Source organism: Mesobacillus selenatarsenatis SF-1, from assembly GCF_000813125.1.
In the GTDB taxonomy this organism is placed as follows: Bacteria; Bacillota; Bacilli; order Bacillales; family Cytobacillaceae; genus Mesobacillus; species Mesobacillus selenatarsenatis.
The window spans coordinates 20,760-34,370 of record NZ_BASE01000023.1 but is presented as its reverse complement, the minus strand read 5'-3'; the positions used below and the strand labels follow the sequence as shown (position 1 = coordinate 34,370).

The window sequence follows — 13,611 nt, the reverse complement described above, 5'->3', positions numbered from 1 at the left end:
TTAAAAGAACCCCCTATTATTTATCTTTTGTCTACTACTCTTGCAATCCTGTCTCCGCCAAACTGGATCAGCTGGACGAGGCAGATCAGGATAATCACTGTCGTGACCATGATTGTATTGTCGTATCGGTAATAGCCGAAGCGGATCGCCAGGTCACCAACTCCCCCGCCACCGACAATGCCCGCCATTGCCGAATAGGCAACAAGGCTGATGATGGTGATGGTCACACCCTGGACGATGCCAGGCTTAGCCTCTGGTATAAGTACATCTTTAATGATCATCCACGGAGTAGCGCCTGTCGCAACGGCAGCTTCAATGACTCCTTTATCGATTTCCCGGAAACTTTGCTCTACAATTCTAGCAAAGAACGGAATCGCCGCGACTGATAATGAAACAGATGCGGCTGTCGGCCCGATGGTTGTACCTGCGATTAGATTCGCCAGTGGCAGAAGGGCGATCAACAAGATAATAAATGGCACCGAGCGGATCATATTGACGATGAAGCCTGCAATATTTTTAAAAGTTTGATTTTCAAGGAAAAGTCCTTTATCAGTGACAAAAAGCAGGATCCCAGTAGGCAGGCCTACGATAATGGCGACAAGGATGGAAATGCCGACCATATAGATTGTTTCAAAGAATGCTTTGTTCAGTTCCGGCAGCATTGAAATCAGGTTATCAAGCAGCATCATCAATCACCTCCAGGTTTTTCGTCCTTGCCGCTATGTAGGCTATCGCCCGATCAATCTCTACTTGTTCTCCCGTGACCTCCATGATGAAAATCCCCAGTGGAATATCCTGAATATATTCAATTTTCCCATGCAGGATATTGCCGCGGACCTTAAAGGTCTGGAATACATCAGATATGACTCCCTGCTCGGCAATCTCACCCTGGAAATAAATCTTGATCAGCTTTCCTTGACGCTCCTCCAGCAACCTTTCCGGCAATTCGAATTGAAGGATGGAGTTGACGAAGTCTCTTGTGAGCTGTTGTTTCGGATTCGCGAAGACTTCGTATACATTCCCTTCTTCGATGATTTTCCCATCTTGCATAACAGCCATCCTGTCGCAAATCGTCTTAACGACTTCCATCTCATGGGTGATAAGGACAATGGTGATACCCAATTCACTATTAATCTTTTTAAGTAGAGATAGAATCGATTTCGTCGTGCTCGGATCCAGAGCCGAAGTAGCTTCATCACACAAGAGCACTGATGGATTATTCGCGAGTGCCCTGGCGATGCCGACACGCTGCTTCTGTCCGCCCGACAATTGTGCTGGATAAACATCTTTTTTATCCGAAAGGCCGACCATATCAAGTAGCTCAGTTACTCTATCATGGATTTTAGCTTTCGGAAGGCCTGCAGCTTTCAGTGCAAATGCAATGTTCTCACTAACTGTCTTTGCACTTACAAGATGGAAATGCTGAAAGATCATCCCGATTTTCAAGCGCGCTTTTCTCAGTTCTGTCTTGCTCAAGGAAGTAAGTTCCACACCGTCAATATGTATCTCTCCGGATGTCGGTTTTTCGAGGAGATTCAGGCACCTGATTAAAGAACTTTTGCCCGCCCCGCTGTAGCCGACAATTCCGTATATTTCTCCCTTTTCTACTTTTAATGAAACATGGTCGACACCTGTAACAGTTCCTTTTTTCGTTTCATAAATCTTGACCAGGTTTTTCACTTCAATCATCATTTGCACCCCCGTTTTTTTAAAATGGCTCTGTTAAAGCTAAATGTTGTTTATAAATCCTGTTGATTGTAGTGGAAGTCGCGAAGACTCCTGCGGGATGAGCAAGTCCTCGGGAGATCCCACAGGCGCTTGAAGCGCCGAGGAGGCTCCCGGACTACCCGCGGAAAGCGAAGCGCATGGAACGAAAATCAACAGCCGTGTTTAACAAAGCCTAAAAAATAAAAAAGCCCCTTTCATTCATAGAAAGAGGCATCGTAAACATCTATACGACTTATCTTTCAGAATGAAATCATTCTGTAGGAAGTGGCACCTTTCCCAAAAAGGAGGTTGCCGGACGTCATAGGGCCTAATCCCTCAGTCTCTCTTGATAAGTTTCTTATTAAATTAATTTCGATAATTGAAATATTAAGACTATCTGATTTATTTGTCAATAAAGTTTTTTCGGAGATTCCGTATTGATACCGCTTACACGATTGAGGGAGTAAGGAAATATTTTTTTATTTTAAAAAAGAAAAACCCTTGTTAAGATAAAACAAGGGCACCGTAAACAAGGGATCCTGCGATGACATATGCAGGGTGGACTTTTAATTTTTCCATCAGGATGAAGCTGATTCCGCCAATCAGAATCGTCTGCATCAGGCCGACCCCCTCATAGGAAGAGAAAAAGAAATCATAGGTCATGACTCCTAAAAGGACGGCAATGACAGGGCGGACGACGATTGTCAGCCTTTTGACACGCGGGGAATCTTTGAACTTCATCAACAGTCCGAGCAAGCTGATCATTAGGATTAAGGATGGTGCCACCGTGGCAAATACTCCAACTATTGCACCTAGAATTCCGCCTTCTGCATATCCAATATAGCCTGCCATCTTGGTTGCAATCGGTCCTGGCAGGGCGTTGCCCATCGCCAGAACTTCACTGAATTCATTGACTGTCATCCATTCATAACGGTCAACCACCTCATTTTCGATTAATGGGATGGAGGCAGGTCCACCGCCATATCCTAAAATTCCCGGAATGAAAAAGGCCAAAAATATATGGAAATAAATCATTGTTTCTCCCCTCCTCTTTGTTTATTTTCAGCAGGAGCAGGGTCTTTTTTCAGCAAGGCACTCAGCAGCAATACAAAAATTAAAATAGCGGGATGCAGATTCAAGAATTGAAGAAGTACCAGGCTGCCAATAAGCGCTACAGCTGTCCAGGCCCATCCAAGCTTGGATTTACCTGACTTCTTGATGAAATCCCATGTCAGGACAGCGAGCATGACTGCAACAACTGGGACAACAGCCTCCGCCATTCCTTTCACCCATGGCTCATCTTTGTATGAGTTCAGGCCAGTCAGCAGCAGGATCATCAGGATGATTGCCGGGATCATCGTCGCTGCAAGAGCATTGATCATACCCAGGAATCCTCCTACACGATAGCCAATGTAGCCAGCCATTTTTGTGGCAATTGGTCCTGGCAGTGCATTCCCTAAGGCAAGGACATCCCCGAACTCATCAGAATCCATCCATTTATATTTTTCTACCACTTCCTTATGTACAAGCGGAATCGAAGACGGGCCGCCGCCATAGCCGAGGATTCCGACTCGAAAAAAAGCTAAGAATAAATCTCTTTGTTTCAAAACTTCACCTTCTCTTCTGTTATTAGTGCCTAAAGCGGTCTCTTTCTATAAATCTTATTGCTTTTATTTTATTATAGACTCATATATTCGATACTGCATGTCAAATTCAAGTTAATTTACCGACGGTGGCATCTTTTATCGTAATTCTCGCTATGTAAATGTTCCTGCTCCCTTCGCGAGGACATATATTGGCGAATTTTTAATTTTTTCGACCACTTTTTGAATTATTTCGACCACATTCACGAATATTTCGTCCACTTTTCGAATTAATTCGACCACATTCACGAATATTTCGACCAAGTCGCAATTCTGCATCCATCCGAATAGCTATTCGTATAAAAAAAGTACCACAACCCTAAGGCTATGATACTCATCAAATTATCTATCAAACTTAAAAATCGAAACTGAATCATTCAACTCACTCGTCAGCTTTCTCAAGTCAGTAACCTTTTTCGATAAGTTACCGAATGCCGATAATTGTTCAGTGGTGGAAGCTGAGATTTCCTCGCTGCCTGCTGCTGTCTCCTCTACGACAGCGCTGATGGATTCGACATTATGGAGGACCTTAGCACCAAGTTCTTTTGAAGCCTCCATCCCTTTAACAAGTTGAGCAACTTTTTCCGAAATGCCGGTCACCTTGGATTCGATATTCCCAAATGCACTCATCGTTAAATTCATCGATTCCATCTGTTTATCAGCGATGATACCGCCTTTGTTCACTGCTTCTCCTATCTCATCGAGACCGTTTTTCAGCAGGTTGACCATATCAAAGATTTGCGTAGTAGCAGTGTTGGATTCTTCCGCAAGCTTTCTGACCTCTGCTGCGACTACCGCAAAACCTTTTCCAGCCTCGCCTGCCCTTGCTGCTTCGATGGCAGCGTTTAAAGCGAGCAAATTCGTTTGGGCTGCTATTGCTGAAACGGATGCGGCCATATCTTCAATTTTTGCTGCATAGCCTACGAAATGGTCAGTTGCTGTCTGGATGGACTGTGAAGCCATTTTGTTTTCCGAAATTAAGGCTTTTTGTCCTTCGATTGCCTTTCTTCCTTCGCCAATTGCTTCCACAGCTTCCTTGCTGTAAGAAGACGATTCCTGAGTGTGATCCAGGTTAAGCATAATTTCTTTATCCATATCATCAATTAGCTCAACTGATTGCTGTAAATCCTCTGAAACGGTTTGTGCTCCTGCAGAAAGCTCATCCGTTGATACTGCTACTTGATTAGAGATTTCCGTCAGCGCGATATTTTCCTGCTCAATTTCCGCTGCGAAATCCTCTACTTCCCTGCTCGCCATATTCACCTTTTGAAGCAAGGATGTCAATTGTGCCGCCATCAAATCAAACGACTCATTCAAGGTTCCCAGCTCATCTTTATGTTTATAAGGAACTTTTTCGATCATCAAGTTTCCTTTGGCGATTTCTTGTGCATTAATAGCAATCTGTTTCAATGGTTTGGTGATTGTACTCGTCAGCCTGATTCCGATTCCGCCGGCGACCACAACAAGCAGGATGCTGCCTATGATTGCCGAGAATATAATGAATTGAATCTGATTTTTCAAGTCCTCTTGCAGAAAATCGTAATAATCATTGACCTGTATATTCAGCAGATGAAGGTCATTCAGGACTCCTTCACTGCGCAGTGACTGGCGCTTCACTTCCGCACTATTTTTCTCATCAAGCGCTGTTTTGGCTTCACCCTCCAGGGCAGTGAACTTTTCAAAAGACTTGTCCAAAACTTTTTTGCTATCTTCCTGCTGAATCAAGCCTTTTGCCTCCGTGAAAATCTGAGAGGTCTTCTCCATTTTCGTCAGAGCATCCTGCCTGTTTCCCTCGGTTGGGTTGAACGAAAAATTGCTAAGCGATTGCTTCGTTGCAGATGTCTCAGACTGAAGATTCTGCACCGTCAGCAATACCTGCACGTAATCCTGATTCGATGCCTGGACCATAAGCATTCTGTAGATGATAAAAGAGATCATCACAATCGATAATCCAATCGCGAGTAATAAGTTAAGCAATAACTTCTTTTTAATTGTCATGTTGGCTCCCCCAGTTGCAACTTGTTAATCTAGCTGTATTGAAAGCTCGTTACTTGATAGTTTGGCTTCCAGGTCTTCTAGGCTTTTTTCTTGTTCCGCAGTCAGCTTGATTACCCTGATTGGCGCAAGCCCAACACCTTTTTCATTTATTCCTAGTTCAATCTGCTTTGATTTAAGCTTATTTTCCGCCTGGAACTCCTTGACTGTTTCATATAGCGCAACATCGACGTTTTTCAGCATCGAGGTAATGATCGCTTTTTCGGCAAAAAAGTATTGGTCACTATCCACACCAATTGCAAACTTTTTCTTGGATTGTGCCTCCTTCAATACACCGACACCTGTAAAACCCGCTGCTGCATAAAGTACATCCGCACCTTCATCAATCATTCCTGAAGCAATCTTTCCTCCAAGCTCGGCATTGCCAAAATCATTCGCGTATGCCACCTTTACCTCTGCTTCCGGATTCACAGCCTTTACTCCCTGCTCAAATCCAGCTTTGAATTTGTGGATTAGTGGAACATCCGCTCCGCCAACAAATCCAACGATATTTGACTTTGAAGCCATTCCGGCTACTGCACCAGCAAGGAAGCTTCCTTGTTCTTCTTTAAAAATAATCGATGTGATATTATCTAATTCCGAAACCGAATCAACCAAAATAAATTGTTGTTTTGGATTCTTTTTTGCCACCTTCTCAAGATCCTCAAGGACCATGAAACCCAAACCAATAACGATATCATTTCCATCTTCGACAAGCTCAGTAAAACCCTTTTCATAGGTACCAACAGTCTGAAGCTCTCTGTAATCAAAAAGAATATCAAGCTCATCTCTCGCTTTTACCAGACCGGCAAAAGCCGCATCACTGAAAGATTGGTCTCCAAGTCCGACGTCAGACAACATAATACCGATTTTGACCCTTTCTTTCGCCTTCAGCTCCGAGTTTGCACATCCAGCAAGGGTTCCTAACAGTAAAAATAAGATTACAAGCATATTCATAATTCGTTTCATCTAGATGTCCTGCTCCCTTTTAAAAATTTATATGTATTTCATCGACCATAGCGATTTTTTGTTTACAAATATGCCGAAAGTCTATCTTTTGTTAATTTTCTAACTTCTAATGAATAGAAAAAGCAGACTGTGCAATACAGCCTGCTTCAATTAACATTATTTAATTTTAGTGAACCTGTTCAAGTCGCCATTTTCGCCAAGAACAATAAGGATATCCTCTGCTCTCAGGGTTTTCTCTGGATCTGGAGAGATGTCGACCTTGTTGGCAGTTTTCACGCCGATTACTGTGATATTGTATTTGGCACGCAGGTTAATTTCAATCAAGTTTTTACCAGCCATGCTTATAGGAAGCTTGATTTCCTCAATACTGTAATCATCGGAAAGCTCAATAAAGTTCAATACATTGGGTGATGCCATCAGCTGGTGTGCGACTCTCTCTCCCATATCCCTTTCCGGGAAAATGACTTTGTCAGCGCCAACCTTGAACAATACTTGTGCATGGTGTTTATTAAGAGCCTTGGCAACGACATTAGAAACACCCATCTCTTTTAAAATAAGAACGGTGAGAATACTTGCCTGAATGTCGTCTCCAATCGCCACAATGACAGTATCAAAGTTCCTGATCCCTACTGCCTTCAATGTTTGCTCGTCCGTTGAGTCACCGATTACTGCATGAGTGACATGTTCTTTGTAGTCCTCAATATGTTGTTCACTCTTATCAATCGCGAGCACTTCGACTCCTTCATTGTATAAAGTCGTCGCTACACTTGATCCGAAACGGCCCATGCCGATTACTGCGTATTGTTTTGCCATAAAAAACATCCTCCTACCCAATCATCACTTTTCCAGCTGGATATCGATAATGATTCTCTTTTTTCTTTTTCGTAACTGCAAATGCCAGTGTTAACGGACCAACCCGGCCCGCGAACATCGTAATGGTTATCAATATTTTTCCGATTGATGACAGCTCAGGGGTCAAGCCCATTGAAAGTCCTACAGTTGAAAAGGCTGAAACTGTCTCAAAGAATATCATCAGAAAATCTTTTCCTGATTCGGTGATCGTCAATATCATTGTAATTGTAAACACTAGGAAAAGCGCAATCAGTGTGACCGTCAAAGATTTGGAAATTATGCTTTGTTCCATTCTTCTGCCAAAGAATGTGACATCTTCCTGCCCGCGTATTTGTGACTTGACTGCACCGATCAAGACGGCAAAGGTAGTTGTTTTAATTCCGCCGCCTGTCGATCCTGGAGATGCTCCAACGAACATCAGGCAGATGATCAAAAATAAGGTTGACTGCTGCAAGTCCGGGATATTTAAAGTATTCGAACCTGCTGTCCTAGGAGTGACAGCTTGATAAATCGCACCGAATATTTTACCAGTCATTGTTAACGGCTTCAAGGTCGACGGGTTGTTATATTCCAGGATGAAAATCAAGAGAGCTCCTCCGAATATCAAAACACCTGATATTGCCAAGACAATTTTTGAATGCAGGGAAATTGTCTTAGTGCTTCGATACTCAAAAAGCTCATTCATGACGATGAATCCAATCCCGCCCAAACTGATCAGTGAAATCATAGTGATATTAACGATCGGGTCTTCTGCATATTCTGTTAGGCCTTTAAAACTGCCCATTAGGTCGAATCCTGCATTGTTAAAGTTAGAAACGGCATGAAAGAAACCAAAATAAATCGCTTTACCTGCAGCCATTTCCTCTGAAAATCTCATAGATAGAATGGTTCCGCCAGTGATTTCGACTACCGCTGTAAAAAGGAAAATTCTTTTGACAAGCCTGACAATTCCTTCTACAGTCGCGTTGTTCAATGATTCCTGGATGATCAGCCGTTCTTTGAATGAAATTCTCTTTCCTAAAATAAATGCGAACAAAGTGGCGAAACTCATAAAACCCAATCCGCCAATCTGGATCATCGACAGGATGACCATTTCCCCGAAGCGGGTGAAGGTATCACCGGTGTCAACTACTACAAGCCCTGTTACACAGGTTGCGGATGTTGCAGTAAACAATGCATCCAAAAACGGAAGTCCCTTCCCATCTACTGTAGAAGATGGCAATGACAGCAACAGTGTCCCTAACAATATAATTACTCCAAACCCATAGACAAGAACTTTCGGTGGGTCCAGCCTTAAAAATATTTTCCTGCGCATGATCCTTCCTTCTTTCCCTAGTATGAGGAATTATGCGTCTAATATTTCTTTGCAGGGACTTATGATTACTGGAATTTTAAAATAGTCGACATATCTAAAATACAGCAAAACAAAAAAGCCCCCAGAGGCTAAAAGATAGCAGCCTTGTGGACTTTTAAAATTCTCGTCACACAAGCTTCATCTTCCTCTTCTGCAACGCTTACGGAGTTAGCTGTCGGATTAGGGCTCAGAATAGCCCCGCCTATTATTAGGCCTCACCCCAAGTGGATTGCCTCCACAAAGTTGGTTCCCCCGTTCCAAACGGATTCAGCGATTTAGAAATATGAAACTCATTAAATTTTGTTCAGAAATCTGAAACTGTTGTAATCATACTCCTCCGACATTCTAATTGTAAACATGAAAAGGAAGCCAAAAATGACTCATTTTATTCAATTTAATCCAATATTGACGAGAAATCATAGTTTTTCTTACTGAATCACCGTTTTTCTTGGTTTTTCATTTTTCTATATTTGCGATTTCCACTCCAATGAACGCGGTTTATAGTACTTCATTTAAAGGTAAATAATAGGGTTGTTAAATGTCTGTTTTTGAGATTAGATTTTTTGGGAGGTTATCGTGGATGAAAGCCATGATTATATTGAATCCATCATCAGGAAAAGAAAAAGCTCCTGACTATGCTGAAAAAATAGAGGAAACCTTACGGGAGAAATATGATGAAATAGATATTCGAAAAACTGAAAAGGAAGGCGATGCTGCTGCATTTGCTACTGAGGCCTGTATTGCTTTATACGATGCGGTCATTGCAATGGGTGGAGATGGGACAATCAACGAGGCCATTAATGGACTTGCCGAACAAGCCCACAGGCCTGCTCTCGGCATCATCCCACTTGGTACGGTCAATGATTTTGCCAGGGCTCTGAATATTCCCCTGGATCCCTATGCAGCTATTTCGATTCTGGATGAGCAATACCTCCAGCCTGTTGATATAGGTAAAATCAATGAGCATTATTTCGCCAATGTTATAGCAGTAGGAGCGATTGCAGAAGCTTCTTACAGTGTAAGCCCTGAACTAAAAACAAGACTAGGTTCACTGGCCTATTTTATGGAGGGAGCAAAATCGTTCCTAAATGGAGAGGCAATCGATATAAGTGTCGAGCACGATAACGGTAAATGGGAAGGCCAAACTTTTCTACTGCTTGCTGCGCTCACGAATTCTGTTGGCGGATTCGATGCCCTTGCTCCTGAAGCAAGCGTAAATGACGGAAAGTTCCATGCTTTTATTATTAAAAAAATGTCTGTACCGAAAATCGCAGCATTGATTCCATCGCTTATGAAGGGGGAATTGCAGGAAAGTGAAGAAGTGGAATATATACGGACCTCATTCCTAAAAGTAACTTCTGACAAACAGCATGTGGTGAATATTGACGGGGAAGAGGGGGAGCCTTTGCCATTCAATGCCAGAGTCCTTCCTGGTCATTTGGATGTTTTTGTACCACTTAAAAGTGAAAAAAACTGAGCGGGAATTTACTCCTGCTCAGTTTTTTTGTTTTTACTTCATACTAGAATTAAAGTTATAGAAGAACTTAGCTGTGATTGAACCATCTGCATTTTCCTTGATGCCAGTCACATGAATTCCAGAGTCAGCTGGTGTATCGCTAAATCCTTTCCAGAAGTAGTAAGAACCTGTGTGAACATTGCCGCTAACTGGAGTGATTTTGCTGCCAGTCTTGAAGAAGTCACCTGCATTACCGCGGTTCAAGTTTTTCTCTAGCTCATAAAGTCCGTCTGACTGAAGGACAGATAATCCGTAGTGAGTTACAACTTCTCCGTTGCTAGCAGTCTGTGACTGGTTGAACTGGAAGCGCTTGTTCATCCAGTTTTCAACGTTGTTTGGACGGAAGCCTGCAGTTTGGTAAAGGTTAATGACATTTTCATCTACATGCCAAGCAAGTAACCCTTTAGAGTCTTTGCCCTGGCGGATTAAGCCCTGATTAAATCCATCTTGCTGGACGTTTTCGAACAAGAAGTATTCTGTTCCATTTGAGCCCGGAACTTCCATCTTCACAATCGCGTTGTCTGCGTTTGCTTTGTTAACCGGAGGCAATGTGATTGTTTGAACTCCATCCTCTGGCTTAACTTCGACAGGATTTACCCATCCAAGGAAAATCTTTGAGAACGGATCAAAGTGTGTTGGAGAGTTTCCGCCATACACAGGTGCATCTGGATAGCGCATCCAAGATCCGCCTGCCATCATTGAGTAGTTACCAACACCTTCTGATGTATAAACAGTGTCATAGAAATCTGGAAGACCTAGAGCATGTCCAAATTCGTGTGCATATACTCCAGTTTGAGCTGGGAAAGGACCAGTTTTTGCTTCTTCTTTGTATGAGTTAGTTGCTGCATCGAAACCAGCTACGTTTCCACCGATACCAGGCTGGATGTTGTAGTTGTTTACGACTACGCCATCGTAAGTCATGTCTTCTTTAATCGTTCTATCAATCCATGCTGACTGGCTGATACCCTCATGCTGTGGAGCAGGCTTCCCAGTTTCATAGTACTTTCCATAGAATAGAGCACTTAACAGGCTCCATTTGTGAGACCAGAATTGAGCAGGGTCGCGGCTGAATTCGGCTCCTGTTCCTTCGTGAACGACAAAGATATTCGGCACTTGACCATTTTCTGCATACTGTGAGAAATCAACCTGGTCGTCCGCTGCCTTTAAAAGGTCACGAATGAATTCACCAGTATGTGCATCGCCGTTTTCATTTCCAAGCACGTATTTACCGCTTTCTGCGTATTTACCTTCCTGATCCAAATAGTATGAAGCACCTCTAGGCATCTCTACCCAAGCAAAATCGGTATTTTCTTTGCGAACCAAGTTGACTTTTCCATAACTTGATTCCTTGTAAGCATTTTGCATCGTACGATTCTTCGGTACGTCTGGACCATCATATTGCTTGAACTGCTCCAACTCATAAGGATTGTACTCAGTACCGAAAATCAGATCCTCATAATACTCAGCAGGCACTTGTCCTGGCATGTCCCCAATCGGCTCATCGCCATTAGGATATTTAGCAAGCAATACGAGGACTGGAACATCGCCTGTTGCTTCCTTGTAAGACACATGATTATCTCCAGGTTGCTGGAACTTAGCTCCATTTTGGGCAGCCTTTTCTGCAGGATCGACCTTAGAAATATCAATTCCTAATTCCTTTGCTTTATCTACCAGTTCTGGAGCAGCCCCTACATGGTGCGCAAGGCTTAATTCATATTTACTTTGTGGCTTTACTGTGGAATCAGTTGGGCTGACTCCAGCAAACACCGCACTCCCTGCTAATGCAAGAGAAAGCGCTGAAGTTGAAAGGACTTTTAACACATTATCCACTCCCTATTAGAATATTTCTATTTCCTAAATAATATAAAATATTCAGTATATTCTAAATAGGGATAAAGTATTGTTTGATAGTTTTTTACGTGAGTCGAAAGCCTTAACTTTTTAAGATTCACTATAAAAAAAGCTATTTTACCATAATAAACCAAATAACTGTTTACTACAGGCAAATCCGTAAAAGGTTCAGACAAATCTCCAGCTCTTCCTCTTCTTTTCCTCTAAAACTGTCTGAAGTTGAATCAGCTTCTGACTACTTTTCACGCTTATCCTTGAAACCTGTCATAATAATCATGTTTTCTTGACAGCTTCGGGGCTCTGCGCTTGAAACCTGTCATAATAACGGTGTTTTCTTGACAGCTTTGGGGCCTCGCTCTTGAAACCTGTCATAATAATCATGTTTTCTTGACAGCTTTGGTGCTTTGCTCTTGAAACCTGTCATAATAACGGCGCTTTCTTAAATCAAAAAAACAAGACTCCGCAGAAGCGAAGTCTTGTTTAAATAGATCCCTATAAAATATCCATCCAAATCTTAATCGCAGTACCTAAAATCAACACTGCAAGGATGTATTGTAGGATCTTCGTATTTACTTTCTTACCTGCGTTTGCACCGAGTGGTGATGCGATCAGACTCGCTACAACCATGATCAATGCTGGCCAGAATTCTACCTGGCCGGTGGCAAGCTTACCTACTGTAGATCCAATTGAAGAAATGAAAGTGATGGCAAGTGATGTTGCGATTGTCATTCGAGTAGGAATCTTCAACACGACAAGCATGATCGGAACTAGTAAGAATGCTCCGGCGGCTCCTACGATACCTGCGCCAATCCCAACGATAAATGCGAAGAATGCTGCCAGCCATTTATTGAAAGTTACTTGGTCTAGCGGGATATCATCTACGCCCTTTTTCGGAACAAACATCATTACAGCTGCAATCAAAGCGAGGATACCGTAAACAAGGTTGATTCCGCCTTCGGTCATGAATCTGGAACCATAGCTTCCGATCAGGGAACCGACCAGGATGCTTGAGCCCATGTATATGATCAATGTCTTGTTTAAGTATCCACCCTTACGGTATGCCCAGACACCACCGATTGTGGCGAAGAATACCTGGACCGCACTGATTCCTGAAACCTCATGGGCACTGAATGCTGCGATGCCGAACAATGGCGGTATATATAATAGCATTGGGTATTTAATGATTGATCCGCCAATTCCAACCATCCCGGAAATATAAGACCCGATAAAACCAATTAAAAATATGACGATAAGAAAAGTTAAATCCATCAGGCTTCCTCCTTATTTAACAATCTTTAAAAACAGGCCTGTTATCAGGCACATTCCTATCCACAAAATCCTATGAAAATGCAAAAGAAAAGGGAGACAAGCTCCCCCTTTTTCAATTACGCCTTCTTCATCCAGAACTTGAACACACCGTTTTCTTCTTCATGCTTCAGAAGTTCATTACCAGTGGATTGAGCCCAAGCTGCTAGATCTTTTACAGCGCCTTTATCAGTTGTATGAATTTCTAGTACTTCTCCAGATTGAAGGTCAGTGATTGCCTTCTTTGTTTTTACGATTGGCATTGGACAAGCTAGTCCTTTTGCGTCTAATACTTTTGCTACGTTCATGTAAAAATCCTCCTTGGTTGTATGAAAAATTGTTTATTCGAAAGCGATCAGGGAGCAAAGCCCCCTTATCAG

General features: G+C 42.5%; 12 protein-coding genes and 2 riboswitches. Of the genes, 1 reads left to right on the top strand and 11 read right to left on the bottom strand.

Annotated elements, in window-relative coordinates; all coding sequences use genetic code 11:
* Window positions 1-20: 20 nt before the first annotated feature.
* The 8 genes from TY49_RS05395 to TY49_RS05360 all read right to left on the bottom strand — a co-directional run bounded on the left by TY49_RS05395 (window position 21) and on the right by TY49_RS05360 (window position 8,520).
* Entirely contained in the window at window positions 21-686 is a 666-nt protein-coding gene (locus TY49_RS05395; protein ID WP_041964904.1) for a methionine ABC transporter permease, read from the bottom strand.
* Window positions 676-1,689 carry a methionine ABC transporter ATP-binding protein gene (locus TY49_RS05390; protein ID WP_041964879.1) on the bottom strand — a complete coding sequence of 338 codons (1,014 nt, stop codon included), beginning with the start codon at window positions 1,687-1,689 and terminating at the stop codon, window positions 676-678. The genes TY49_RS05395 and TY49_RS05390 overlap by 11 nt, the downstream gene beginning before the upstream one ends.
* Window positions 1,690-1,957: 268 nt before the next feature.
* Window positions 1,958-2,063, bottom strand: a riboswitch (SAM riboswitch).
* 148 nt (window positions 2,064-2,211) lie between these two features.
* Window positions 2,212-2,742, bottom strand: a complete 531-nt coding sequence (locus TY49_RS05385) for a chromate transporter (protein ID WP_041964878.1) — start codon at window positions 2,740-2,742, stop codon at window positions 2,212-2,214.
* Window positions 2,739-3,314: a chromate transporter gene (locus TY49_RS05380; protein ID WP_041964877.1), complete on the bottom strand. Its 576-nt coding sequence runs from the start codon at window positions 3,312-3,314 to the stop codon at window positions 2,739-2,741. The genes TY49_RS05385 and TY49_RS05380 overlap by 4 nt, the downstream gene beginning before the upstream one ends.
* A gap of 378 nt (window positions 3,315-3,692) precedes the next feature.
* Window positions 3,693-5,348, bottom strand: a complete 1,656-nt coding sequence (locus tag TY49_RS05375) for a methyl-accepting chemotaxis protein (RefSeq protein WP_041964876.1) — start codon at window positions 5,346-5,348, stop codon at window positions 3,693-3,695.
* Window positions 5,349-5,372: 24 nt separating this feature from the next.
* Entirely contained in the window at window positions 5,373-6,353 is a 981-nt protein-coding gene (locus TY49_RS05370) for a BMP family lipoprotein (protein ID WP_041964875.1), read from the bottom strand.
* A 156-nt stretch (window positions 6,354-6,509) separates the two neighbouring features.
* Window positions 6,510-7,166, bottom strand: coding sequence for a potassium channel family protein (locus TY49_RS05365; RefSeq protein ID WP_041964874.1), 657 nt, complete (start codon window positions 7,164-7,166; stop codon window positions 6,510-6,512).
* Between the two features lie 13 nt (window positions 7,167-7,179).
* Entirely contained in the window at window positions 7,180-8,520 is a 1,341-nt protein-coding gene (locus TY49_RS05360) for a TrkH family potassium uptake protein (RefSeq protein WP_041964873.1), read from the bottom strand.
* A 180-nt stretch (window positions 8,521-8,700) separates the two neighbouring features.
* Window positions 8,701-8,842, bottom strand: a riboswitch (cyclic di-AMP (ydaO/yuaA leader).
* Window positions 8,843-9,139: 297 nt separating this feature from the next.
* Between TY49_RS05360 and TY49_RS05355 the strand changes: the two genes are divergently transcribed.
* Complete coding sequence (locus TY49_RS05355; RefSeq protein WP_041964872.1) at window positions 9,140-10,036, top strand: diacylglycerol/lipid kinase family protein; 897 nt, start codon at window positions 9,140-9,142, stop codon at window positions 10,034-10,036.
* 33 nt (window positions 10,037-10,069) lie between these two features.
* On the opposite strand, the gene TY49_RS05350 is transcribed toward TY49_RS05355, so the two are convergent.
* The 3 genes from TY49_RS05350 to TY49_RS05340 all read right to left on the bottom strand — a co-directional run bounded on the left by TY49_RS05350 (window position 10,070) and on the right by TY49_RS05340 (window position 13,539).
* Window positions 10,070-11,896 carry a M6 family metalloprotease domain-containing protein gene (locus TY49_RS05350; protein ID WP_041964871.1) on the bottom strand — a complete coding sequence of 609 codons (1,827 nt, stop codon included), beginning with the start codon at window positions 11,894-11,896 and terminating at the stop codon, window positions 10,070-10,072.
* Window positions 11,897-12,418: 522 nt separating this feature from the next.
* A complete protein-coding gene (locus tag TY49_RS05345; protein WP_041964870.1) occupies window positions 12,419-13,195 on the bottom strand; it encodes a sulfite exporter TauE/SafE family protein in 777 nt (258 codons plus the stop codon).
* Window positions 13,196-13,311: 116 nt separating this feature from the next.
* Complete coding sequence (locus TY49_RS05340) at window positions 13,312-13,539, bottom strand: sulfurtransferase TusA family protein (protein ID WP_023626705.1); 228 nt, start codon at window positions 13,537-13,539, stop codon at window positions 13,312-13,314.
* Window positions 13,540-13,611 lie beyond the last annotated feature (72 nt).

What these genes read in the sequence shown, in the direction of transcription:
- TY49_RS05395 (WP_041964904.1), bottom strand. Translation starts at nt 686, where the DNA reads ATGCTGCTTGATAACCTGATTTCAATGCTGCCGGAACTGAACAAAGCA.
- TY49_RS05345 (WP_041964870.1), bottom strand. Translation starts at nt 13,195, where the DNA reads ATGGATTTAACTTTTCTTATCGTCATATTTTTAATTGGTTTTATCGGG.
- TY49_RS05385 (WP_041964878.1), bottom strand. Translation starts at nt 2,742, where the DNA reads ATGATTTATTTCCATATATTTTTGGCCTTTTTCATTCCGGGAATTTTA.
- TY49_RS05360 (WP_041964873.1), bottom strand. Translation starts at nt 8,520, where the DNA reads ATGCGCAGGAAAATATTTTTAAGGCTGGACCCACCGAAAGTTCTTGTC.
- TY49_RS05365 (WP_041964874.1), bottom strand. Translation starts at nt 7,166, where the DNA reads ATGGCAAAACAATACGCAGTAATCGGCATGGGCCGTTTCGGATCAAGT.
- TY49_RS05370 (WP_041964875.1), bottom strand. Translation starts at nt 6,353, where the DNA reads ATGAAACGAATTATGAATATGCTTGTAATCTTATTTTTACTGTTAGGA.
- TY49_RS05390 (WP_041964879.1), bottom strand. Translation starts at nt 1,689, where the DNA reads ATGATTGAAGTGAAAAACCTGGTCAAGATTTATGAAACGAAAAAAGGA.
- TY49_RS05340 (WP_023626705.1), bottom strand. Translation starts at nt 13,539, where the DNA reads ATGAACGTAGCAAAAGTATTAGACGCAAAAGGACTAGCTTGTCCAATG.
- TY49_RS05375 (WP_041964876.1), bottom strand. Translation starts at nt 5,348, where the DNA reads ATGACAATTAAAAAGAAGTTATTGCTTAACTTATTACTCGCGATTGGA.
- TY49_RS05355 (WP_041964872.1), top strand. Translation starts at nt 9,140, where the DNA reads ATGAAAGCCATGATTATATTGAATCCATCATCAGGAAAAGAAAAAGCT.